Annotated in this window: 19 protein-coding genes and 1 tRNA gene; 5 read left to right on the plus strand and 15 right to left on the minus strand. The window is 38.9% G+C overall.

Annotated features, from left to right (window positions below; translation table 11 throughout):
- Window positions 1-56: 56 nt before the first annotated feature.
- From selD to selA, 5 genes are all read right to left on the minus strand, one after another.
- Complete coding sequence (gene selD, locus D8Q48_RS12325; RefSeq protein WP_191855125.1) at window positions 57-1,106, minus strand: selenide, water dikinase SelD; 1,050 nt, start codon at window positions 1,104-1,106, stop codon at window positions 57-59.
- Between the two features lie 19 nt (window positions 1,107-1,125).
- Window positions 1,126-1,734 carry a sulfurtransferase-like selenium metabolism protein YedF gene (yedF, locus tag D8Q48_RS12330; RefSeq protein ID WP_117990118.1) on the minus strand — a complete coding sequence of 203 codons (609 nt, stop codon included), beginning with the start codon at window positions 1,732-1,734 and terminating at the stop codon, window positions 1,126-1,128.
- A gap of 19 nt (window positions 1,735-1,753) precedes the next feature.
- Window positions 1,754-1,851: transfer RNA gene (locus tag D8Q48_RS12335), tRNA-Sec, on the minus strand.
- Window positions 1,852-1,952: 101 nt separating this feature from the next.
- On the minus strand, window positions 1,953-2,858 hold the full coding sequence (locus D8Q48_RS12340; RefSeq protein WP_117990117.1) for a selenium metabolism-associated LysR family transcriptional regulator: 906 nt from the start codon (window positions 2,856-2,858) through the stop codon (window positions 1,953-1,955).
- A 39-nt stretch (window positions 2,859-2,897) separates the two neighbouring features.
- Entirely contained in the window at window positions 2,898-4,307 is a 1,410-nt protein-coding gene (selA, locus tag D8Q48_RS12345; RefSeq protein ID WP_117990116.1) for an L-seryl-tRNA(Sec) selenium transferase, read from the minus strand.
- A gap of 204 nt (window positions 4,308-4,511) precedes the next feature.
- Between selA and D8Q48_RS12350 the strand changes: the two genes are divergently transcribed.
- The 4 genes from D8Q48_RS12350 to hydF all read left to right on the plus strand — a co-directional run bounded on the left by D8Q48_RS12350 (window position 4,512) and on the right by hydF (window position 10,338).
- Window positions 4,512-5,372 carry a class I SAM-dependent methyltransferase gene (locus tag D8Q48_RS12350; protein ID WP_117990115.1) on the plus strand — a complete coding sequence of 287 codons (861 nt, stop codon included), beginning with the start codon at window positions 4,512-4,514 and terminating at the stop codon, window positions 5,370-5,372.
- A 26-nt stretch (window positions 5,373-5,398) separates the two neighbouring features.
- Window positions 5,399-7,600: a DNA topoisomerase III gene (locus tag D8Q48_RS12355; protein ID WP_121056640.1), complete on the plus strand. Its 2,202-nt coding sequence runs from the start codon at window positions 5,399-5,401 to the stop codon at window positions 7,598-7,600.
- 106 nt (window positions 7,601-7,706) lie between these two features.
- Window positions 7,707-9,128, plus strand: a complete 1,422-nt coding sequence (gene hydG, locus D8Q48_RS12360) for a [FeFe] hydrogenase H-cluster radical SAM maturase HydG (protein WP_118725094.1) — start codon at window positions 7,707-7,709, stop codon at window positions 9,126-9,128.
- Window positions 9,129-9,138: 10 nt separating this feature from the next.
- Window positions 9,139-10,338: a [FeFe] hydrogenase H-cluster maturation GTPase HydF gene (hydF, locus tag D8Q48_RS12365; RefSeq protein WP_121056642.1), complete on the plus strand. Its 1,200-nt coding sequence runs from the start codon at window positions 9,139-9,141 to the stop codon at window positions 10,336-10,338.
- Window positions 10,339-10,432: 94 nt separating this feature from the next.
- On the opposite strand, the gene D8Q48_RS12370 is transcribed toward hydF, so the two are convergent.
- From D8Q48_RS12370 to D8Q48_RS12380, 3 genes are all read right to left on the minus strand, one after another.
- The gene (locus D8Q48_RS12370) at window positions 10,433-11,929 is read right to left on the minus strand and encodes a hypothetical protein (protein WP_121056644.1); all 1,497 of its coding nucleotides are present in this window, start codon (window positions 11,927-11,929) and stop codon (window positions 10,433-10,435) included.
- A gap of 93 nt (window positions 11,930-12,022) precedes the next feature.
- Window positions 12,023-14,617 (minus strand): DUF4982 domain-containing protein, encoded by a 2,595-nt coding sequence (locus D8Q48_RS12375; protein ID WP_121056646.1) that lies wholly within the window; start codon window positions 14,615-14,617, stop codon window positions 12,023-12,025.
- Window positions 14,618-14,637: 20 nt separating this feature from the next.
- Window positions 14,638-16,020: an MFS transporter gene (locus D8Q48_RS12380; RefSeq protein ID WP_117990109.1), complete on the minus strand. Its 1,383-nt coding sequence runs from the start codon at window positions 16,018-16,020 to the stop codon at window positions 14,638-14,640.
- A gap of 168 nt (window positions 16,021-16,188) precedes the next feature.
- Between D8Q48_RS12380 and D8Q48_RS12385 the strand changes: the two genes are divergently transcribed.
- Window positions 16,189-17,235, plus strand: a complete 1,047-nt coding sequence (locus D8Q48_RS12385; RefSeq protein WP_117990108.1) for an AraC family transcriptional regulator — start codon at window positions 16,189-16,191, stop codon at window positions 17,233-17,235.
- Window positions 17,236-17,399: 164 nt separating this feature from the next.
- Here the strand turns inward: D8Q48_RS12385 and D8Q48_RS12390 are convergent, their stop codons facing one another.
- The 7 genes from D8Q48_RS12390 to D8Q48_RS12415 form a co-directional block, all read right to left on the minus strand.
- Window positions 17,400-17,885, minus strand: coding sequence for a CPBP family intramembrane glutamic endopeptidase (locus tag D8Q48_RS12390; protein WP_121056648.1), 486 nt, complete (start codon window positions 17,883-17,885; stop codon window positions 17,400-17,402).
- Window positions 17,876-18,034: a hypothetical protein gene (locus tag D8Q48_RS17245; RefSeq protein WP_172696961.1), complete on the minus strand. Its 159-nt coding sequence runs from the start codon at window positions 18,032-18,034 to the stop codon at window positions 17,876-17,878. Before D8Q48_RS17245 ends, D8Q48_RS12390 begins: the two co-directional genes overlap by 10 nt.
- Window positions 18,035-18,178: 144 nt before the next feature.
- Complete coding sequence (locus tag D8Q48_RS12395; RefSeq protein ID WP_118688225.1) at window positions 18,179-19,120, minus strand: ATP-binding protein; 942 nt, start codon at window positions 19,118-19,120, stop codon at window positions 18,179-18,181.
- Between the two features lie 195 nt (window positions 19,121-19,315).
- The gene (locus D8Q48_RS12400) at window positions 19,316-19,936 is read right to left on the minus strand and encodes a hypothetical protein (RefSeq protein ID WP_147366001.1); all 621 of its coding nucleotides are present in this window, start codon (window positions 19,934-19,936) and stop codon (window positions 19,316-19,318) included.
- Between the two features lie 13 nt (window positions 19,937-19,949).
- Complete coding sequence (gene srtB, locus D8Q48_RS12405) at window positions 19,950-20,900, minus strand: class B sortase (RefSeq protein ID WP_121056650.1); 951 nt, start codon at window positions 20,898-20,900, stop codon at window positions 19,950-19,952.
- A gap of 7 nt (window positions 20,901-20,907) precedes the next feature.
- Entirely contained in the window at window positions 20,908-21,828 is a 921-nt protein-coding gene (gene srtB / locus D8Q48_RS12410; protein ID WP_121056652.1) for a class B sortase, read from the minus strand.
- Window positions 21,829-21,861: 33 nt separating this feature from the next.
- A complete protein-coding gene (locus D8Q48_RS12415) occupies window positions 21,862-23,124 on the minus strand; it encodes a hypothetical protein (RefSeq protein WP_121056654.1) in 1,263 nt (420 codons plus the stop codon).
- Window positions 23,125-23,168: the final 44 nt, after the last annotated feature.

Consider the following 23,168-nt stretch of genomic DNA (forward strand, 5'->3'; position numbering starts at 1 on the left):
TAATAAATGAAAGAACTTATAGATTTTTTCTATAAGTTCTTTCGCATTTTTCGATACTATTTTTTTAGATATATCCACTTTTCGTCTGCTTCCCTCACCGTACCGATTCGCGAAGCTCTCGTTTCCAGACCATGTGCTTCAAATGCATTCATAATATCATCTGCATACTCCGGTGCCACACTAATCAGCAGACCACCTGAAGTCTGCGGGTCATAGAGAAGATCAATATCTGTCTCCGTTGCATCACCTGTATCTACCATATGACCGGAATATTCCCTATTCTTATAGGAACCTGCCGGCACAAGTCCCATCTGTGCAAGCTCCACGGCTCCGTCAATATATGCTACATCATCCACATAAATGTCAAAGCTCACCTCACTTGCCGATGCCATCTCCGCACAATGCCCCAGTAAACCAAAACCGGTTACATCCGTACAGGCTGATATTGGATATTTTTCAATCACTTCTTTTGCCTTTTTATTTAAAGAAGACATCACTTTAATTGCTTCCTGCATCGAACTTTCAAAAGCCATCTCTGCTTTCACTGCTGTGTTTACTACTCCACTTCCGATTGGCTTTGTCAAAATCAATGCATCCCCCGGTCTGCAGCCATAATTTTTAAATATTTTTTTCGGATGCACAAACCCGGAAACACACAATCCATACTTCGGTTCATTATCCTGAACAGAATGTCCTCCTACAAGAACAGCTCCCGCTTCTTTTACCTTGTCTGCACCACCTCTTAATATGTCTGCAAGGATAGACGGATCAAGGCAATTTGGAAATCCAACGACATTCAAAGCAATCTTTGGCTCTCCGCCCATTGCGTAGACATCACTAAGTGAGTTTGCTGCTGCGATCTGTCCAAACGTATATGGATCATCTACTACCGGTGTAAAAAAATCCACCGTCTGTATCATTGCGATTTCATCTGTAATTTTATAAATTGCGGCATCATCCGATGTCTCAATTCCTACCAGGAGATTCTCATCCTGGAATTTTGGCAGCTTGCCCAGAACCTGGGCAAGGGTCTCAGGACCGATTTTAGCCGCTCATCCGGCGGTATTCGTCATATGAGTGAGTCTGATCTCATCTCTCGTTTTCATTCCATTTCCTCCCCTCTGCTTATGGACGAAGAATTTTGTCTGCATTATTCATAGTTTCTACAATACTATACATATTTGTCACAGTTCCAACCTTGAGTTTTTCTTTCAGTCCATAGTAGTCAAGGCAAGTTCCACATGTCATAATCTCAACGCCCTGTGCTTCCAAGGTCTTCAAATCTTCCAACGATTCAGAACCCTCTGCTGTGATTTTTGCACCACCATTATAAAATAAAATTGTCTTTGGAAGTTCTTCTAGCTGTGTCAGTGCAAAAATAAATCCTTTAATTAAAACTTTGCCAAGATCTTCTTTCCCTTCACCCATATGATCTGCTGCAATCACAACAACTGTATTTCTTCTGCTGTCAGGTATACATGTGACCGGCGCAGCTTCTGTATCCTTCGCAACTGCGCCACTAAGCTGAATCGTAACTTTAAATTCTTTTTCAGCTAATTTTTCAGATGTTACTGTTCCCCCTGAACTCTGTGCCATCTTTGTCACATTCTGAACTGCAATCTCATTATCAACCAATACTTCAATTGTCTCTGCACCGGTTACTTTCTGTATTGCTTTTTTTGTTTTTATAACTGGAATCGGGCATGCATCGCCCATTGCATTTACTGTAATCATATCATTTTCTCCCTTCTTTTGGCGGATACGTGTGGGAATCGAACCCACCCAAGACGTTCCACACGCCTCACACTGGTTTTGAAGACCAGGGGACACACCAGCTGCCCAGCCGCACCCAGATTAAAGCAATTCGTTCAACTTAAATATATCGAATGCACTATCTCTTAGTATATACTGTTTTCTGTGAAAATTCTAGTTACTGTTCACAGTAACACATTCTATTCTAATTCACTTTTGAATGTTTCCGCTATTTTCATCATCTTTTTCACAGCCTTTGTGCGAGGATATTCTTTATTATATACGACATACAATTTTCGAACCCTCTTTTTTTCTCCCAGCGGATATGCCAGAACATTCTCCCATTTCAAATCCTCCGCTGCTGCAAGCTTTGAAATGATTGTTACACCAATTCCTTTTTTTACAGATTGTTTTATCACCTCCGTATTTTCCATATTTGCAACTACGTTTAGTTTTCGAATATCAATCCCTTCCCGCTTTAATTGCTTTTCTGCCTCTTTTCTTGTTCCGGAACCTTGCTCCCTCATTATAATTGGAACTCGTTCCAGCCACTCTATCCCGGTTTCTGTCTCCTTTATCTGACGATATTTCTCGTTGTTTGGCATGACAATAATCAATTCATCATCAAAAAACGGAACATATTCACAAGATTTCTTATCTAATATCGTTCCCGTAAATCCAATATCTACCGTACGCTCCGAAACAGCCCTTATCACCCCGGCACTATCCGACTCAACCAATTCAAACTGTTCCTTCGGATACATACTACTATAACGACTTAATATGTCCGGCAAGAGATACTGTGCCGGAATCGTGGAAGCAGCAATCTTAATACAAGAATTAGAAGCTACATCACTGTCAAAAGCCTCATATATCAATTGTTCCAGATTCAACATCTGTCTTGCATATTGATATAACTTTTCGCCTTCATCTGTAAGGCCTACTTCTCTTGTATTTCGCAAAAACAATTTGATATTCAATTCTTTCTCCAATGCGGAAACATGTGCACTGACCGTTGGCTGTGTCAGATACAGCTCTCGCGCTGCTTTTGAGAAGCTGCGCTTTTCTGCCACATTCACAAACGCCTCTAACTGTTTTAAATTCATTTCTGCTTCTTATCCTTTTCCTTTTTTTCTGTCATTGATTCAAATCCTGCAACTGTTCAGCACATTTTGTATACAATCGACAATGTAAGGAATCTTTTCTTCCTCTATTGTCCGCATATCCATAGCCCAGACACCGTTTATCATTCTCCCGATAATCGGTGTCGCCAAAGCTCGCATTCTCTTTTCCATCTCTGATGCCGAACATATTTCCGAACGTATTGCAACTGCTGTACTGGAAATCTTTTCAAGCGGAAGCGCCCCTCCGCCAATCTGCGACTCACAATCTTCTAACACGATCTGAGCAGGAAGCTTGTGCTGTTCTAACTGAGATTTCAACTTTTGTGCACGCTGTTTCACAGTATCTGGCATCTCAGATATCATCTTTAAGACAGGTATCCTCTGCATCGCTCTCTCTTCCGATAAATATTCCTCGAGTGTCATCTCCAATGCAGCTGTAGTAAATTTATCCACGCGCAATGCACGTGTCAGTGGAGCCTTCTTCATCTTATCGATATAACATTTTCTGCCGACTATGATTCCTGCCTGCGGACCGCCCAACAACTTATCACCACTAAAGCAAACAACATCTGCACCGCCGCAGATTGCCTCCTGTATCATCGGCTCATGAGAAATACCATACTTACTTAAATCAACCAATGCTCCACTTCCCAAATCTTCGATTATCGGAATCTCATGCTCTTTCGCAATTGCTTTCAGCTCTGGTACCGCAACAGATTCTGTAAAGCCGACAATCTGATAGTTGCTTGTATGGACCTTTAGAATAGCCTTTGTCTCTTCTGTGATCGCTTCCTCATAATCTGACAGATGTGTTTTATTTGTCGTCCCGACCTCAACTAAAACTGCACCGCTTTGCTCCATCACATCCGGTATGCGGAACTTTCCGCCAATCTCCACCAGTTCTCCTCGCGACACGATCACCTCGCCTGATTTTGCAAGCGTACTCAGACACAAAAGAACTGCTGCCGCATTATTATTTACAACAAGGGCTGCCTCTGCACCTGTCAGACGGCAAAGCAAGGATTCAAAATGTGCATTCCTCTCTCCCCGTTCTCCTCGCTGCAAATCATACTCCAGATTGGAATACTGCGTTGCGATCAAAGCCAGTTTTTCTGCATGTTCTCGATTAAGTGGTGCTCGCCCCAGATTCGTGTGTAAAATAGTACCCGTTCCATTAATAACACTTCGTATATTCGGTGTATACAGCAGTTCCAGACTTTTACTGATACGATCCGGCAACTGCTCAACCGCCTTTAACACGTCTGTCTCATCCACAGATTCTCCAATCAGGATACGAACTCGTTCCAGTTCATCCTGTACAACACGTTTGACACAGGATCTGCCATATCGTTCTTCTAATTTTCGAATCCCGTCCTCTTCTAACAAAACATCTACCTTCGGGATTCTGCGATACAGCTGATTCTTATCCATAATTCTCGAATAACCTCCTTGTGTCTTTTTATTTATCTTATATAGTATCAACTTTTCACATAAAAAGAAAGGACATATGGGAACATCTTACAGAAAATTTCCAAGGTTTCAATATGAACTAGTTCTTTTCTCTCTGTCATGCTATAATAAGTCCACGATAATATTTTAGATTTTATTTCAATAAATTCAGAAAGGATTATATTTATGTGGATTGCAGATAATTGGAAAGATTATGAAGTAATAGATTGTTCAAAAGGTGAAAAACTAGAGAGATGGGGCGACTATATTTTGGTTCGTCCAGACCCACAGGTCATCTGGGACACTCCGAAAAATGATTACGGATGGAAGCACCGCAACGGACATTACCATCGCAGTAAAAAAGGTGGCGGAGAGTGGGAATTCTTTGATCTTCCACAGCAATGGCAGATTCATTACGGTTCTCTGACATTTAACCTGAAGCCATTCAACTTTAAACATACAGGACTTTTCCCTGAACAGGCAGCAAACTGGGACTGGTTCTCTGATATCATTAAAAAAGCAAACCGTCCTGTAAAGGTCTTGAACCTTTTTGCATACACAGGAGGAGCTACACTTGCCGCTGCCGCTGCCGGAGCTCAGGTTACTCATGTTGACGCTTCAAAAGGTATGGTCGGATGGGCTAAAGAGAATGCTGTATCTTCAGGACTTGCCGATGCTCCTATCCGTTGGCTTGTAGACGACTGTGTCAAATTTGTAGAGCGTGAGATCCGCCGTGGCAATACTTACGATGCCATCATTATGGACCCGCCTTCTTATGGACGTGGCCCAAAAGGCGAGATTTGGAAGATTGAAGACATGATTCATCCATTGATCAAGCTTTGTACTAAAATCTTATCAAAGGATGCCATTTTCTTCCTTGTGAATTCATATACAACCGGTCTTGCTCCTGCCGTATTAACTTACATGATTGCAACAGAACTCAAGGCATGGAACGGACACGTAGAATCTCAGGAAATCGGACTCCCGGTTAAAAACACCGGTCTGGTACTTCCTTGCGGAGCATCCGGACGCTGGCAGAGAGATTAAATACTATTTATTCAGGAGATTAACTCATGAGCAAACACTTAGTAATTGCAGAAAAACCTTCAGTAGCGCGGGATATTGCCCGCGTTCTTCACTGTAATAAGAAAACGAATAATTATATTGAAGGAAATGATTATGTTGTAACCTGGGCACTCGGCCATCTTGTCACATTGGCAGACCCGGAAGAATATGGAAAAGAATATCAAACATGGAGTATGGATACTTTGCCGATGCTCCCAAAGCACTGGAAACTGGTAGTCATCAAGCAGACCGGAAAACAGTATCATGCAATCAAGGATCTCATTTACCGAAAAGATATCAGCGACATCATTATCGCCACAGATGCCGGACGTGAAGGTGAACTTGTTGCCCGCTGGATTCTTGAGAAAGCAAACAATAAAAAACCACTAAAGAGACTCTGGATTTCTTCCGTTACAGATAAGGCCATTCTGGATGGATTTGCCCACCTTAAACCAGGAAAAAGCTACGAGCCGCTTTATCATGCAGCTGTCGCACGTGCCGAATCCGACTGGATCGTTGGCATCAATGCCACACGTGCACTGACATGTAAATATAATGCCCAGCTCTCCTGCGGCCGCGTCCAGACACCTACACTCGCCATGATTGCTGCCAGAGAACAGGAGATCCGCTCTTTCAAGCCAAAATCCTACTACGGATTAAAAACCATTGCAGACGGAATCACATTTACATGGACGGATAAAAAGTCGCATTCTCCTCGCACTTTTGACAAGGAAAGATTACAGAAACTCCAATCTTCCGGGAAAAATGATTTCGTGATTACAGATATTCAGAAAAAGGAAAAACATTCTTTCTCACCGGCACTTTATGACCTGACTGCATTACAGCAAGAGGCGAATCAGCGCTATGGTTATTCCGCAAAGCAAACGCTGAATATCATGCAGCGGCTCTACGAGAATCACAAGGTTCTTACTTATCCAAGAACAGATTCCCGTTATCTGACCGAAGATATGGTTGGCACATTAAAAGAGCGTCTGCTCTCCTGCGCTGTCGGACCTTACAAACGCGTTGCTTTAAAGCTCGCAAACAAACCGATCAAGGCAAATAAATCATTTGTAAATAATAAAAAAGTAAGTGACCATCATGCGATTATACCAACTGAACAATTTGTACAGCTGGAAAATATGAGCAACGAAGAGCGTAAAATTTATGATATGGTCGTGCGTCGTTTCCTTGCCGTTCTTTGCCCGGCTTCCGAATACGAAGACACCACCGTCACCGCTTCATACAATAATGAAACATTTCTCGCAAAAGGAACTATTTACAAGACTCCTGGCTGGCGCGAGGTTTACGAAGACAGCAATTATTCTGATGTCGACTGTGATGAAGAGGAACTTCCTATGCAGACTGCCTCGGATTCCTTAATGAAATTAAAATCCGGCATGCAGCTTTGTGTAAAAACATTTACCATTACAGAAGGAAAAACAAAGCCACCGGCATATTTTACAGAAGGTACTTTAATCGCTGCAATGGAAAACCCGGTGAAATATCTCGCAAACCGAGATAAAACAATCGTAAAAACGCTCGGTGAGACCGGTGGACTTGGAACAGTTACAACCAGAGCCGATATCATCGAAAAACTATTTAACAGTTTTCTCATGGAGAAGAAGGGAAATGAAATCCACATCACTTCTAAAGGAAAACAGCTTTTGGAACTTGTACCGGAAGATTTGAAGAAACCTGAGCTTACAGCATCCTGGGAATTACGCCTTCAGGCCATAGCCAAAGGAACGCAGTCTGACAAACAGTTTATGGATGAAATCCAGAACTATACAGAACAATTGATTTCCGAGATCAAATCTGCCGACGGAACCTTCCGTCACGATAATATGACTCGTACAAAATGTCCTGACTGTGGAAAATTTATGCTGGAGGTAAATGGAAAACACGGTAAGATGCTCGTGTGTCAGGATCGTGAATGTGGCCACCGCGAAACCATTTCCCGGCATACAAACGCCCGATGTCCTGTATGCCATAAGAAAATGGATTTAATTGGAAAAGGAGATGGGCAGCGATTTGTCTGTGTATGCGGTCACAAAGAAAAGCTAAGTGCCTTTGAAGAACGCAAAAAGAAAGAGGGAAAAGGTGCCAACAAACGAGATGTAAATCAGTATTTAAAAAAGCAGGCAAAAGAAGCAAAAGAGCCAATCAATAACGCATTTGCGGAAGCATTTGCAAAATTGAAGCTGTGATATTGACTACATTTTATCAATTGTTGACTTTGCCAAATTCAGTCCATATAATCAAATTTAAGAGACATTTTTACAATAACGTCGCGACTACTAAGGGGGCTATACTATGTATGACGTAAATTCAAAACATGCTGATGACTTTATCAATCACGAGGAGATTTTAGACACACTTGCCTATGCAGACGAGAACAAGCACAACGAGGCTCTGATTAACTCTTTGATTGAGAAGGCAAAGCTTAGAAAAGGACTGTCACACCGAGAAGCGTCTGTTCTTCTTGCTTGTGATATTGAAGAAAAAAATCAGGAGATTTATAAACTGGCTGAACAGATCAAGAAAGATTTTTATGGAAATCGTATCGTTATGTTTGCGCCGCTTTATTTATCAAATTATTGTGTCAATGGCTGCACCTACTGTCCATATCATATGAAGAACAAGCATATTGCAAGAAAGAAGCTTACTCAGGATGAGATCCGCAAGGAAGTGATTGCTCTACAGGATATGGGACACAAGCGTCTGGCTTTAGAAGCCGGAGAAGATCCGGTACATAACACAATGGATTATTATCTGGAATGTATTAAGACTATCTATAGCATTAAGCATAAGAATGGTGCTATCCGTCGTGTCAATATCAATATTGCGGCAACAACTGTTGACAATTACCGCTTGTTGAAAGAAGCCGGCATCGGAACTTATATCTTATTCCAGGAAACTTATCATAAAGAGAGCTATCTGGAATTGCATCCGACAGGACCAAAACATGATTATGACTACCACACAGAGGCTATGGATCGTGCTATGGAAGGTGGCATTGACGATGTCGGAATCGGTGTACTCTTTGGCCTGGACAAATATCGTTACGAATTTGCAGGTCTTTTAATGCATGCTGAACACCTTGAAGCAGCATTTGGGGTTGGACCTCATACGATCAGTGTTCCTCGACTCCGTCATGCAGATGATATTGATGCAGATTCTTTTGATAACGGAATTGATGACGATACATTTGCCAAGATCGTTGCCTGCATCCGAATTGCCGTACCTTACACAGGTATGATTATTTCTACAAGAGAAAGTCAGAAAACAAGAGAACGTGTTCTTCATCTCGGTGTCTCTCAGATCAGTGGCGGTTCTAGGACAAGTGTCGGCGGCTATGCTGAGCCGGAGCCGGACGATGCCAAATCAGAACAGTTTGACGTCATCGATACACGTACATTGGACGAAGTTGTCAAATGGCTGATGGAACTTGGTTATATTCCAAGCTTCTGTACTGCATGTTATCGCGAAGGACGTACCGGTGACCGTTTTATGTCACTGTGCAAGAGTGGACAGATTCAGAACTGCTGCCATCCGAATGCATTGATGACATTGAAAGAATATTTAATGGATTACGCAAGTCCTGCCACCAAAGCAATCGGTGATAAACTCATCGAAAGAGAAGTGTTCAATGTACCAAACGAAAAGGCTCGTGCAGTTGTGCGTGAAAATCTCCGATTGATCGAAGAAAATAATCGCCGCGATTTCCGTTTTTAGGAGAATTATTATGAGTTTAAATGCAACACCTTCTTCCAACCGTATCCATATTGGAATTTTTGGCAGACGCAACGCTGGAAAATCCAGCATTATCAATGCAATCACAGGACAGAATCTGGCCATCGTATCAGATATAAAAGGTACTACTACAGATCCTGTCCTCAAGGCTATGGAACTGTTACCTCTCGGTCCTGTGGTTATTATCGATACTCCCGGACTTGATGATATCGGGGAACTCGGAGAACTTCGAATCCAAAAAGCATATCAGATGCTAAACAAAACCGATATCGCTGTTCTTGTTATCGACAGCACTCTCGGTGCCACGGGTGAAGATTTAAATATCCTTACCCGTATTATGGATAAGCACATACCCTATATTGTTGTATGGAATAAGTGTGATATATCCAAAACTGATGTTCCATCCACACTGCCAGATACCATTTCTCCGAAACAATGTATCTCTGTCAGTGCGAAAACAAATACGAATATCCACGAACTAAAAGAATTAATTGCCGCACAGCTTCCTAAAACTATAAATGAGAAACACATCGTTGGTGATTTAATAAAACCTCTGGACACTGTGGTTCTGGTTATCCCGATTGATTCCTCTGCTCCTAAGGGAAGATTAATTCTCCCACAGCAGCAAACCATTCGTGACCTGCTGGAATCCAATGCAATTTCTATCGTAGTAAAAGAAACTGAATTAGAGGACACTCTCAAAAAGTTGCCAGCTCCTCCACAGCTTGTCATCACAGATAGTCAGGCATTCAAAAAAGTAGCTGCAATCGTACCAAAAGATGTGCCTCTCACTTCGTTTTCAATCTTGTTTGCACGATATAAAGGCAATTTAAAAACAGTCGTAAACGGAGCACACACATTAGATTCTCTGCTAGATGAAGACATCCTTCTCATATCAGAAGGATGCACTCATCACAGACAATGCGAAGACATCGGTACGGTCAAACTGCCAAACTGGATTCGAAGCTATACCGGCAAAGATATTCAATTTGAATTCACAAGCGGAACAGAATTTCCGACAGATTTAAGTAAATATCGTATGATCATTCATTGTGGTGGATGTACACTAAATGAAAGAGAAATGAAATACCGGATACAATGTGCCGAAGATCAGAATATTCCTATTACCAATTACGGAACAGCAATTGCACATATGAATGGGATATTAGAGCGAAGTATTGAAGTTTTTTGAAGAAGATAGTGCCGGTTGGGGACGGGGTTGAGGCCATTGGGGACCGGCTTTTTTTGCTCGCAAAAAAGCCAGAAAACTCCGTCCCTATTTGGTCTCAGTAATCAATATATCCATCAATTGGTCTTGTATACATGCTATCATCTGTCACAAGCTTGAATCTGTCATCTGCATATTTATCACTCCACCCATTTGTAGCTTTATATATTTTATCTTTCTCCGTATCATAAATTCTCTCAAAACCAAGCGTTGCATCGCTCTGCTTCTGACGAATAATATCATCGCTTGTATTTCTTGTTTCCCACGAAGACATAATCATATCAGATGTATCACTCAATGTCTGACTCAGCTGTCTGGAATTCGCCACTGTCTCATTGCTCTGTGCAATCGCATTACTGACAAAAGCATCTGTAAAGTCGATACTAGCAAGGCACTGACACAAAATACTTTTCCAGTCAATAAAACTGTTTTCTTCTGCAGTGACTGCCATGATATTGTACGCCATATAATAACCTGTATCAAATCCAAACATCCACGATGCATCCTGCAGATTTCCTGAAAAATCTACAACATCCGCCGTAAACATTCCTTCTCCTCTTCTTCCGCTTTCATCCGTGAAACTTGCACGTAGCAATGCAGGATTAATTGCAATAGATTTCATATCCGAATTACTTTCAAACGCCTCCATCACAGTAAAATCATGGAACCTTGGAAATGTATATCCATAATAAGATGGTTCATCTTTCTCCGCAAACGATGCATAGCTTGAGAAAATCTGATAGAAATTTTCTGTGGACGGATTCTCCAACGCCGGTGCGTCTGCCATAATATAATAGTTTCCGCCATACATTTGCTGGGATTGTTCATAATAACTTCTGCTATTCGGATCATGCATCAGTGGCATTGCTTTTAAAAGTACAAATACTTGATTGACCGGGTTCTGTGGATCGTATGCACAAAGACTAAAGGCCATCCCATCACCTCCGGAATTTACCACCCAGCCTGTTGGAAGTTTCATACTGAATTCTGAAGTCTGATGATCTTCCAATACGACCTGTTCTGCCGCTGTAGGAATAACTTTAATTTTCTCTTGCTGCGATTCTTCTTTCTTCTGATAATCTTCCATCTGACCTTTTACCTCTCCTTGCGCGTTCTCACTTGACGAGATTTCTTTTGCAATTTTCCATAGTTCCTCATTGCCTTGAACATAATAAGCATCATTTCCAATTACCAGATGGTGCTGATTGAACGCAAATGTAAATGCCTGCGCTGTTCGCAGAGTAAAAATAAAAATATAATCATAATCAGATGCTCTCTCTTCTGTCTTTTCCAATACCTCCACTTTACAAAGTGCCTGAAATAGTTTGTTGATCTGCTTTTTGTCTTCCTGAATAAATTTTTCCGACACCTCATGGTTCTTCTGATAAATCATTGTTACAATTTCTGATGTATCAAAGGACTCTGCAAAGTTCTGGACTTCCAGATCATAGCATGAAAAAATCTCTTTTCCCGCTGATTTTGTTTTTTCACTTCCACAAGCACATACAGAAACTACCATAATTGCTGCTAAACTCAATGCAATAAACTTTTTCATTTTGCTCGTCCTCTCTCTTTCATGATTGGGCCAACAACGTATTTTTCACACGATCTTATCTCAGCCTCTTTACCTTATAAATATCTACAATCATTAATTAAATGTATATAAGGGAAGTCCGCCAAAACAAAAAAGAAACAAATTTCTTTCCTTCGAAGTTAAATAGGGACGGAGTTTTCTGGCTTTTTTGCGAGCAAAAAAGCCAGAAAAAACCCGCCCGAATTGTGAGTAAATATTTACACCAGACGCAAATTGAAAGACCGTCCACAACCGAAGGACCGCAGGTTCTTTCGAATTTAAATCTTTCCATCTAACCACAGCTAATGCACTTCCTTCAAAAGTTGTTACTGTATCTGAAAAATAATCTTCTTCGCTTGAAGGATTTGCTGTACCAAATCCCTCTAACACACCATTTCCCGTAACCTTAGCATGAATAATTCTCCTCTGTGTTTCTTGTGGGTTACAAATACCATGTTCATCTTCTAACCACACTTTTACGTATGCTACATCACGTTCATTCTCGGTAACACGACAAGCCTTTAGCCTTTTTACCGAATCAGCAGTGACAAGTTCATACTTTCCTATCACTTTTCCTGACTCATATGCTACTGCCTTTAAAGTCCCTGATTCATATGCCACTTCATATGTTGCTGTGTAATGAGATTTTTTTCCAGCCGACTTCCTGCCAAGAGATTTACCATTTAAAAACAATTCTACTTCATCTCCTGATGAATATACATCAACACTGGCCTTTTCTCCTTCATACCCTTTCCAAGTCCAGCTACTGATATTATCTTTAAACATCCATGCGGTTTTGCTTGCTGTCTGTCCCCTATGCTCCATACGTTCTACCGCAATGTATGGCTGATTTGTCAATCCATATACAATCTCCCTGAAATAACTGATTGGTCTGCGATTTCCAATTAAATCTATATCTCCGATATACCCCAGTCTTTCCGGATAGATACTTGTAAAATTCTCTTTTCCATCATAATGGAAAATTCCTACTCCTGCTTCGCCGATATAGTCATAACCTGTCCAGGTAAAATCGCCAATAACATGTGGATATTTTGTAACTTTCTCCCACAGATTTTCAATATCCGCTGGATATGTTTCTGTCCCAAGCACCGTTTTTCCCGGATGCAGCTCATGCTCAAGTTCATATCTTCCACTCAAATAATTAAGTCCGGTGATATCACAGCTCTGAGCACATTCTTCCAGGGCTTCTGTAACAAGCGAATGCTTTGCAAAAAACTCGCCCTTTTCTCCAGACATAAGACTCATGAAACTATTGAGAGCATTACTTCCCCCACCACTTCCATTGCCTTGTGTGTCCATTCCAAACTTTTCAATAACTTCCTTCATAATAACCTTGAGTCGTTTTCCAGCACAATTCAATCCATTTAAAGCATTTGTAGTGAATCTTGTGGCATCTAGTTCATGAAACCTATTACACAAAGAACGATTAATCCATGAACCCTGCTTTGTTCCTGCTTCCTGTATCTCATTTCCTACAGAATAGATAACTACCGATGGATGATTATAATCCTTATCTACCATGTGGTGAATCCATTTTGGTGCTTCCTCTTTGAAAATATCTGAAAAATCATAGGTGTTTTTACCTCGATTCCACATATCGGTCAACTCATCCATCACAAGCATTCCTAAATGATCGCAAGCATCGAGCATTGCTCTGCTCATAGGATGATGCGAACTTCTTATCGCATTGAACCCTGCCTCTTTTAGTCTTTTACACCGGTACCATTCCGCTTCTGGGAATGTCTCTGCTCCTATCACACCATTATCATGATGAATGCAGGTACCTCTTAAATTCACTGTTTCCCCATTGATCTGAAACCCATTTACCGGATCAAGTGCAAGCGTCCTAATGCCGAAATCCACTGTATATTCATCACACATTTCGTCTCCTATATATGTTTTGACACAGCACTGATATAAATTCGGATGATCTGTACTCCATTTTTTCGGACATTTCACAGGAAGGTGTACTCTTACAGTTTCTGTTCTTTCAGAATAAAATACAATATTCTGTTTTTCTGTTGCAACTGTTTTTCCCTCAAATATCAATTCAACATAGCATTTTGCTTCCATGCCGCATTCTTTCGTATTCTTTAATTTGGCACAAACTTCCACAACTGCTACATCATCATTTACAGATAACGTAGTTATTTTCATCTCATCATGTGGAATATAGACACCTTTCCCTGTCCATAAATTCACATCACGATAAATTCCAGAACCCGTATACCATCTGCTATTTGGCTGATTACTGTTATCTACATCAATTTTTATTAAATTTTCCTGTCCATAACAAATCCACGGCTTTAAATCTACAGGAAAACCCATATATCCATTTTTGTTTACAGTTGCAAGAGCCCCATTTATCCAGATTCTTGCTGTTCCGTAAATTCCTTCAAACTCTAACACCACATCCTGGTTTTTCCATTCTTCTGGTGCTAAAAATGCTTTTTCATAAGTATAAACTCCCCCAGGATAAAAGCCGCTCTGGGCACCTGCCGGACACTCTTTATCCCTTTTTTCCCGAATCATAGCATCATATGGGAGTGTAACAATTATTTTATTGTCATCACCATAAAAAGCCTTTAATCTATCATCCTGACCTACTTTTTCAAATGTCCAGCAATCATTAAATTTCTGACACTGCATACTTTGTTCCTCTTTCTATTTTAATTATTCGCTTCTCTTTTCATATCGATTCTCTTATTTTCTTTTTCTACTGTCATAAGTCCTAAAAGAACAGTGATTACAACTCCAAGGATTACAGGAATTGTAATATACATGCTAAATATCATATTAATTGCCCCACTCGTCTGAGTTGCTGCTGTTCCAACATAGCCGGAAGCATTTAACAGCCAGCCCACTGCTGCTGTTCCGATACCACCACCTACTTTTACTCCAAGTGATGAGCAGCTAAACATCATACCATCAATATGTACACCTTTTGTACGATATGTGTATCCACTGATTTCTGCAATCAATGCATTTAATGTACCTGACATTGTTCCTGCAAAAGTTCCTTTTAAGAACATAAATAGAAGCATCATTGGCAAATTCTTCTGCATTGCAAAGAAGATTAAGAAAATACCTAAAATATCACTAATGACATATCCCCAGAAGTTAACTTTCTGCATACTTCCGGTCTTCTTTACTAATATAGGTGTAAAAATCAATGCAATAATAACTGGGAACATCTTCATCATTGAGAATAAACCAAGTAATGAGCCATCACCAAGTACTTGTTTCATAAAGTAAACAGCTGAACCCGTTGTCAGGTTACTCATAAAATAATATACAATATAAATGGCTACTATTAAAATATAATATTTATTGCTAAAAAGAAGTTTTAAAGATTCTCCAAAACTAATCTTATCATCTTGTGTCTTTGACTCTGCTTCAACTACAATATTTTCATCCTCTGGTAATTCTTTTACACAAAGACAACTAATGGTATTTACTACAAGACCGATTGTTCCACAAATAATCGCAACCATTCTCCATCCGGCAGCTCCACCACCAAATGCCTCTACTCCATTTGTTACTGCAAATCCCATTACAATATTTGTTGCAACAGCAAACATAAAACGAATGGACCCGAGCTGAACACGCTCATTCTTATTTCTAGTGATGAGTGCTGATAATGCTGAATATGCAATTCCATTTGCTGTATAGAATATAGCATTCAATGCTGTATAAAAAGCAAAGAAATAGGCATATTGTGCTGTTGTTCCAAGCCCACCCGGAATAGAGAACAGCAATACCAAGCATAATGATACACCGATTTGAGCGTATAACATCCACGGTCTTGCTTTTCCTAGTTTCGATTTCGTACGGTCGATTAAATTACCAAATATAACATCTGAAATTCCATCTAAGAATTTAGACACTAACATCAATGTTCCGATGATTCCTGTATTTAATCCCATTGTATCTGACAAATACAAAAGCACAAAGCTGGATACTAATCCATAACTTGTGTTTGAAGCTAAATCGCCTGCTCCATAGGCTATTTTCTGATACCATTTCAAGTATTTCTTTTCTGTTTCACGCATTACTTTGTAACCTCCTTATTCCTCGGCACAATTATTTTTTATTTCATAAACGCTTATGTTTTTTATAATATTACTTTAATAAATTATGTCTTATAATACTACAACATATATGATAGAATATATTTAAATTCTTATCATATTCGTGAATGAAACGGAGGACTTGTTGAAATGGCTTCATCCTATACAGTTAATAATATTATCGAACAGGATAATTTAAATAGTGGTATTAACTCCTATATCAAGATACTGACACCTATTCAGTTCACTCTCGAAACATGCTGTCAGTCAGATGATAATGCTTATCTCAATTTCTTGATGACATCACCACGTGAAAATACTTTTTATCATTTTCAAACAAAAAAAGAAATACACCAATTTAATATCCGAGCTCCACATATCCACGACTTCTATGAATTATTAATTGTTTTAGACGGAGAAATCCACCAGCAGATAGAACAATCTGATCTTGTGTTTCATAGTGGGAATTGTTGCTTAATGAACCATAATATCGTCCATAAGGAGGTCTTTTCTTCAGACGCAACACTCTTATTTATAGGTATGTCAAAAGAACTTGTAAAACAACTGTCTGATGATGAACAAAAAGTATATTTTCCAGATATCGAAAAACCAGGGATAAATCCTATATTAAAGTTTCTTACAGACAATCTAGATAATCCTGACACAAAAGAATATTTAGATTTTCTTCCCGCACTTAATAATAAAGACTGGTACCACACTCTTCACGCAATTACTGACAATATTTTACGTGCAATTATGTTTCCAAAACTTGGTTCCACTTATATTATAAAGGGTATGCTTTTAGAATTGTTTGACTATCTGGCAGATTCTACACATTTTCACTTTACACCGGTTCACGTAGAAGCTGACAATGATTTTATATTATTTTCTCATATTTGCCATTTATTAGAAGATACAGATGGAAGAATCTCTCGTTCCGAATTGGAACAGATATTAAACTATAGTGGCAATTATCTGAATACGATTGTAAAAAAATATACCCACAAATGTCTGTTTGATTATGGTCAAACTTTCTGTATGAAAAAAGCTGCTACATTACTAAAAGAAACGTCTTTCTCTATTTCAGAAATTATGGAAGAATTGCATTTTACTAATACAACTCATTTTTATAAATGTTTCAAAGAACACTATCATATGACTCCTAATCAATTTAGGGTTGCTAACAGAGCCAAATAGGGACGGGTGCCAGTTGGGGACGGGGTTGATGGCTCTTTTGGGTGCCGGTTGGGGACGGGGTTGATGGCTCTTTGGGAGGCCGGTGGTTCTGCCGCACAAGAATGCTCTCCTCCGTTCACTCTCAAAGATATCAACTTCATTACTCATTTTCATTCACACCCATACTACAGAGCATCCATAAATGCATGCAACATTATCATAATTAATAGATTATCCATTTTTTTATACAAAAAAATAACTGGGTGATTTATAATTATATAACTGCTCAAAAGACCAATACTAGCAATAATACCATTCCATCCTATTCCATTTTGTACCCATATTAACAAAGAATGCATTATTCCCCATACGATCCCGCTAATAATTATTGCTCGTTCTTCACCTATATTTTTTAATTGATTATACACAATACCTCTGCTTATAATTTCTTCTGGTATCGCAATTACTATTAAATAATAAAATAACTTATAATAACTAAGCGGATTTTTCACACCCTTCATAAGAATTTGAATTATCAAAGCAAGTATTAAAATTACGATAACCTTCCAATTCTTTAAATTTATATTCAAACTTTTGAAACTGTCTGTTCTACATATTAGTTTGTGTAATCCGAGTACTGCTATTAGTGGAAGTAATAATGCTATATCCATATATATTTTTGCAAAATGTTTTTTTCATTTACATCAACCATTCTGATCATTCTTCCAGTATTGCTTATTTTCAATAAAATAAGTAATAACATTATGCAATATAAACAGACTACTCCTGCAATAGATATATTAGTTTTCTTTTTATTCATTAATTTCTCCTAAGCCATGTTGTAACTTTTGGTGGGGACCGGTTGGGGACGGAGTTTAGTGGCTTTTTTGCATAGCAAAAAGCCACTAAACTCCGTCCCCAACTGGTCCACTAAACCCCGTCCCCAACTGGCACCCCTATCTCGTCAAATCTGATTTTCCAAAAGCCAATCTATTACATTAATTACTTTTATACCATCATAATTTCCAAGCGAAAAATGATCCAGTGTTAAAACAATTTTTTCATAATTGTCTTTAATTTCCTTTAATGGTCTCATTTCTCTTTCAAAAGTTTCTTCTGCTGTCATATCTGCCGTCACCTGATAATAAACGATTACCCCTTGTTTTTGAGCAACAAAATCTACTTCTGTAGAGCCATATTTACCTATATTCACCTTATTCCCACGGCGCAATAATTCAAAAAACACAATATTTTCAATGGAAAATCCAAGATCATAACGCTTTCTTGGCAAAATGTGATTGCGAAGCCCCAAATCAACCATATACAACTTCTTATTAACTTTTAACAACTGTTTTCCTACTATATCAAATCTATCTACTGAATAAAATATAAATGATTCTGTCAACGCATCTACATAATCACTCACCGTATTCGCAGATACTTTTCTACCTGATGAAATCAAATAATTTGTAATACTTTTTATAGAGATTGGGCTTCCGATCACACTTGCCAGATATCGCGCAATTGTCTTCAACAATGTAATGTCTGTGATTTTTCGCTTGCCGCAATTCATCTCTTTTCTTGCCTGACGATCTTCAATATCTCTTACAATCACCGTATTATAAATACCTTCCAAATAGATCTCCACTTTTTCATCTGTTCTGTCCATCACTGCAATGTAGGGAAATCCACCTGTTTTCATATATTCTGAAAATGCCTGTTCTTTTGGAATTCCTGTAATTTCAACATATTCTTTAAAGGAGAGCGGTAACATAGAAATTTCAACATACCTTCCTGTTAATAGTGTAGCCAAATCCCCTGAAAGCATATATGCATTAGAACCTGTAATATAAATATCAATATTTTCTTTTACATGAAGACTATCTACCACTTTTTCAAAAAACATTCTTATTCCTGAGTTTATTTTTTATTTTCAAAAAAAGATTCCCGTTTGGGAATCTTTTTTCATATCATCTCTCGCTAGACCAGTGGTGACGGGAATTAAAAGGTGCCGGTTGGGGACGGAGTTTAGTGGCTTTTTTGGCAAGCCAAAAAGCCACTAAACTCCGTCCCCAACTGCCACCATTATTTTACATCGGTCTTAAACACGCCGATTCTTATTCCACTTATATACTACTATTATAAGCAGTGCACTCAAAATTAATGAGATTAGCGAAATAAAGGACTGATCGTCTCCTGATTTTGGGACACTTGCTGTATTTTTCACTGGTGTCTCATCTTTCGCCTTATGTTGGATTGTAAAACTTAATGTCGGCGATTTATTCCCATCTTTTCTTTTAATTGCAGTCTTAACTAAAAAATCTTCTGAGCCATTCTGCATTACATAATTCTCTATGGTATAAACCTGCCCATCATAATCCTTATCATCTTTCTCAACAACCTGTTTCAGCTGATATCGATAAGTAGCTGCCTCCTCATAAGAAAAAACCAATTCCTTACTTTCATTACCTTTAAGGCTAAATTTCAACCTGTCTCCATTGCTTCCTTCCGGCATTGGATTGCCAGAATCTAAACTTGTCAACTCATATTGAAACTCATCTGTAGTCCCGTTTGTTTTCCCTTTTACAGTCTGTTCCACCGTCAGAGCAGCTTCTTTATTTTTCCCCGCTGCATATACCTGATTTGGAATGACCACACATACCATCATCAAAAAAGCAAGGCATACCAGCTTTATTCTCTGTTTATATCTTTCACTTTTCACATACATACCTCTGTCAGTTTTCCAGTTTTCTACTGTTATTTTTTGTTTTCTTTCTCTTTCCGCTCCTCTCCACTGCCATCAGTAACAAAATACTGAACAACAGCAGAATCAGAACACCTAATCGCTTCATACTAGTTTTCCAGAAAATCCCCCAGTCGATTCGGTCAATCTGACTGTTCCTTTTCAAAGTTTTCTTATACGTATCTTTATACGTTTGTTTTGAAAGCTTTCCTATCAGAATATGCCTTCCGTTCGTGATATTTTCCGTACACGTAGACATCACTACCAGCCGGTCCTCTGTGGAAAGACTGATTTGACGATACCACAAAGCAGTATCTTCTATCTCTTGCAAATACTGTTCTTTCCGGGAAACTTCCTGCACCGGTGTTACATAAAGACCTGTATTATAAGCATCCAACTCCAAGAATGCAAATAACTCCAGTCCATAATCTTTTCCACTGGCAAAAACATTTCCATACAAATGACTGTCCGCAAAAGACGGATCCAGATATCGGTCAAAATCCCCGAACATCGCTCCGCCATCCATATGGTGACCATAAATAATGGTATTAAAATCTGAAAAATCCTTCTGATTCATATAATCCATGAAGATTGAGCCAGACAAGCTATATTCTCCACGCGGATTCCTCATTAAATATGTGCTGTTATCCTTCGACTGTACTACCGGATAATCCACATGTGTTCCATAAATCGTAATCCAGCCACATACATCACTGTTCTGCGCCTTCAATTCATCAAAATCCCCATAGTCTTCTTCCGTTGGACGATAGATTTCATAATGTTCCGGCATGGCATTTTCTTCCAACATGTAGCTGTCTCCAATGCCATAGGTTCCATAACAAAAAAGAATAACTAAAATAATCATCAAAATCCAATTCAATAACTCGTTACAAATATCCAGTATACGAAACGCCTTGTCAGTTTCTGCGTTCTGTCTCTTCATTTTGATGTTATTTCCGTCCTTTCCTTCTTCGTCTGCAAATCCACTGATCTGCGAAACAGATTAATATCAATAGGAGCAGTAATAAGAACAACGTAGCCTTCCATCCAGGCATAAAATCTCTCCATCCGCCTCGTCGGTCTACCGCTTCATGCCCCGTATGTTCTTGATCTTTGGCACTGTATGTATCTTTGTATGTCTGGTCTGTAATTCTTGCTACAAGAATATCTCTTCCGTTAGTTGACTCTGATGAACAAGTAGATAATAGAAGAATTCTATCATCTGCTTCTAACGTAATGTCATTCATATAAACCGCATGATTTCGAATCACTTCCAAATAAGGGATAGTGTCATTTCTTGTTACATTTATATTAAAAACAGAACTGTCATAAGCATCCGCTTCTATTAATGCAATGATTTCCAATCCAAAATTACGATTTTGAACAAATAGATTACCATACGGGTGTGCTTCGTAAAAGGCTTGTTCTTTAAATTCCTTGATACTTCCGAACATGACATTTGGAACCATATTATGTCCATAGAGAATAGTATTAAAATCCTGAAAATCCGGATTACTTTCGGAATCCATAAAAATTGCACCGGTCAGGGAATATTCACCTTCTGCATTCTTGTTAACATATTCCCAATTATCTTTTCCCTGTACAACCGGATAATCAATCGGGGTATCATACACTGTGATCCAGGCAATCACATCCGAATTCATCGACTGTAATTCCTGGAATCCCAGCGTATCTTCTTGAGGTTTATAAATCGCATATTGTTCTGACGTTGCTTCCTCTGCCAGATTCTGCGAATCCCATAATGCATAGCATCCATATACCAGACCCAGAAGCAAAAGCAGAAGTAAACCATAATCCAGTATTCCATTCATTCCTCTTATTACTCTGCAAATACCTCTGTGTCTGCACATGCTAAATCATTCCTCTGTCTATATTCGTTACCCTTATCTTCTGTTCATTCTCTTCTTGCTGTTCATTGCTACGATACCTGCAAATGCAACAACTGCGATAGCAATCATGATAATGAATGGGAAATTATTTACGATGATACCTGTTACTGCGATATCTTTGTAAATGTTTTTGTAATCAACCTTGTTTTCTTTCTGTCCAAGAGTTTTGTCTGCAACCTTAAGATTCTTACCTACTGCTGCTGATAATTTCTGAGTATCTTTTACTCCATTGAATGTCGTTTCTGCTGTTGCTGTCCAGTTTGCTACACCTTTCTGATCAACTGTTACTTTAGATCCAGCATAGCAGCTCTTAATCATCATGCTCTTAGTATCTGGCAATGTAAATGTTACCTCTGTTCCATAAGTTCCAGTTTTTTGTGTTCCATCTACATAATAAACATATGTATTATCAGCTGTTGTAATTCCTGATGGCTTTGTTACTGTCATAGTATATTCGAAGCTTCCAGTTTGAGTTCCTTTGCTCTCAGTATTATTCGTTACTTTGAATGCGTAAGATTTTGGATCATTCGGATCTGGTTTAATCGGATCTGTTGGATCTACGCTACCAGCTTTTGCAACATATTCATTCACGAATTTAAGACCACTGAAGTTACTTGCTGTACCACCTGTTGTTGTTCCTGGCTTACCATCTACTTTTGCATCGTTACCAGTATCTGTTCCTGCATCATTCTTAGTATTAATAATTGAAAGACCTTTAATGTATAATTTACCATCTGTATGCTGTGCTACGAAAATATTAAGTTTGTATTCAGCATCTGACCCTGTAAATACATCATTAGTTTTTGCCTTTGTTACAGTACTAGTTGACGTTACTTTATAAACATATTCACCAGTTGTCATTTTTGTACTAGTATCCATTGCTGCTTTGAAACTTGCAAGAAAGTTATCGCTCTGTTTTCTTAACACTTTGATGTCTTTAGCAGTAGTATCTTTAATCTTATCTTCTCCTGCATTGAATTTAACATTTGCAACTGAAATAGCCGGCATATCGTTCGTACTCATTCCTGAAGGTGCAGCAGTTTTAGTAAAGGTAAAGCTGACATCGTTCGCTGGAGTTACTACATCATTTCCCATCTTGTACTCTACAGTAATTGCTGCTTCAGGAGTCTCTGTTGGTCCCCATTCAGCAGGAATATCTGCTGCGTTTACATTTGCTACATTTCCGAGACACATTGTTCCGACTAATACTGCGGATGCAAAGAGTCTGCTCATTTTTTGTAAGGATTTTTTCTTCATCTTTCTTTCTCCTTTTCCTTAGTATATTTTTTTATTTAACACCC

Origin of the sequence: Ruminococcus sp. B05 (assembly GCF_003628495.1) — a bacterium.
Classification (GTDB): Bacteria; Bacillota; Clostridia; order Lachnospirales; family Lachnospiraceae; genus Schaedlerella; species Schaedlerella hominis.

Bases quoted from the DNA above. Each gene is read 5' to 3' on its own strand.
- D8Q48_RS17245 (WP_172696961.1), bottom strand. From the start codon at position 18,034: ATGAATAAAAAGAAAACTAATATATCTATTGCAGGAGTAGTCTGTTTA.
- srtB (WP_121056652.1), bottom strand. From the start codon at position 21,828: ATGTGCAGACACAGAGGTATTTGCAGAGTAATAAGAGGAATGAATGGA.
- D8Q48_RS12380 (WP_117990109.1), bottom strand. From the start codon at position 16,020: ATGCGTGAAACAGAAAAGAAATACTTGAAATGGTATCAGAAAATAGCC.
- D8Q48_RS12375 (WP_121056646.1), bottom strand. From the start codon at position 14,617: ATGCAGTGTCAGAAATTTAATGATTGCTGGACATTTGAAAAAGTAGGT.
- D8Q48_RS12350 (WP_117990115.1), top strand. From the start codon at position 4,512: ATGTGGATTGCAGATAATTGGAAAGATTATGAAGTAATAGATTGTTCA.
- yedF (WP_117990118.1), bottom strand. From the start codon at position 1,734: ATGATTACAGTAAATGCAATGGGCGATGCATGCCCGATTCCAGTTATA.
- D8Q48_RS12390 (WP_121056648.1), bottom strand. From the start codon at position 17,885: ATGGATATAGCATTATTACTTCCACTAATAGCAGTACTCGGATTACAC.
- D8Q48_RS12355 (WP_121056640.1), top strand. From the start codon at position 5,399: ATGAGCAAACACTTAGTAATTGCAGAAAAACCTTCAGTAGCGCGGGAT.
- srtB (WP_121056650.1), bottom strand. From the start codon at position 20,900: ATGAAGAGACAGAACGCAGAAACTGACAAGGCGTTTCGTATACTGGAT.
- D8Q48_RS12340 (WP_117990117.1), bottom strand. From the start codon at position 2,858: ATGAATTTAAAACAGTTAGAGGCGTTTGTGAATGTGGCAGAAAAGCGC.
- D8Q48_RS12395 (WP_118688225.1), bottom strand. From the start codon at position 19,120: ATGTTTTTTGAAAAAGTGGTAGATAGTCTTCATGTAAAAGAAAATATT.
- D8Q48_RS12415 (WP_121056654.1), bottom strand. From the start codon at position 23,124: ATGAAGAAAAAATCCTTACAAAAAATGAGCAGACTCTTTGCATCCGCA.
- D8Q48_RS12370 (WP_121056644.1), bottom strand. From the start codon at position 11,929: ATGAAAAAGTTTATTGCATTGAGTTTAGCAGCAATTATGGTAGTTTCT.
- hydF (WP_121056642.1), top strand. From the start codon at position 9,139: ATGAGTTTAAATGCAACACCTTCTTCCAACCGTATCCATATTGGAATT.
- hydG (WP_118725094.1), top strand. From the start codon at position 7,707: ATGTATGACGTAAATTCAAAACATGCTGATGACTTTATCAATCACGAG.
- D8Q48_RS12385 (WP_117990108.1), top strand. From the start codon at position 16,189: ATGGCTTCATCCTATACAGTTAATAATATTATCGAACAGGATAATTTA.
- selA (WP_117990116.1), bottom strand. From the start codon at position 4,307: ATGGATAAGAATCAGCTGTATCGCAGAATCCCGAAGGTAGATGTTTTG.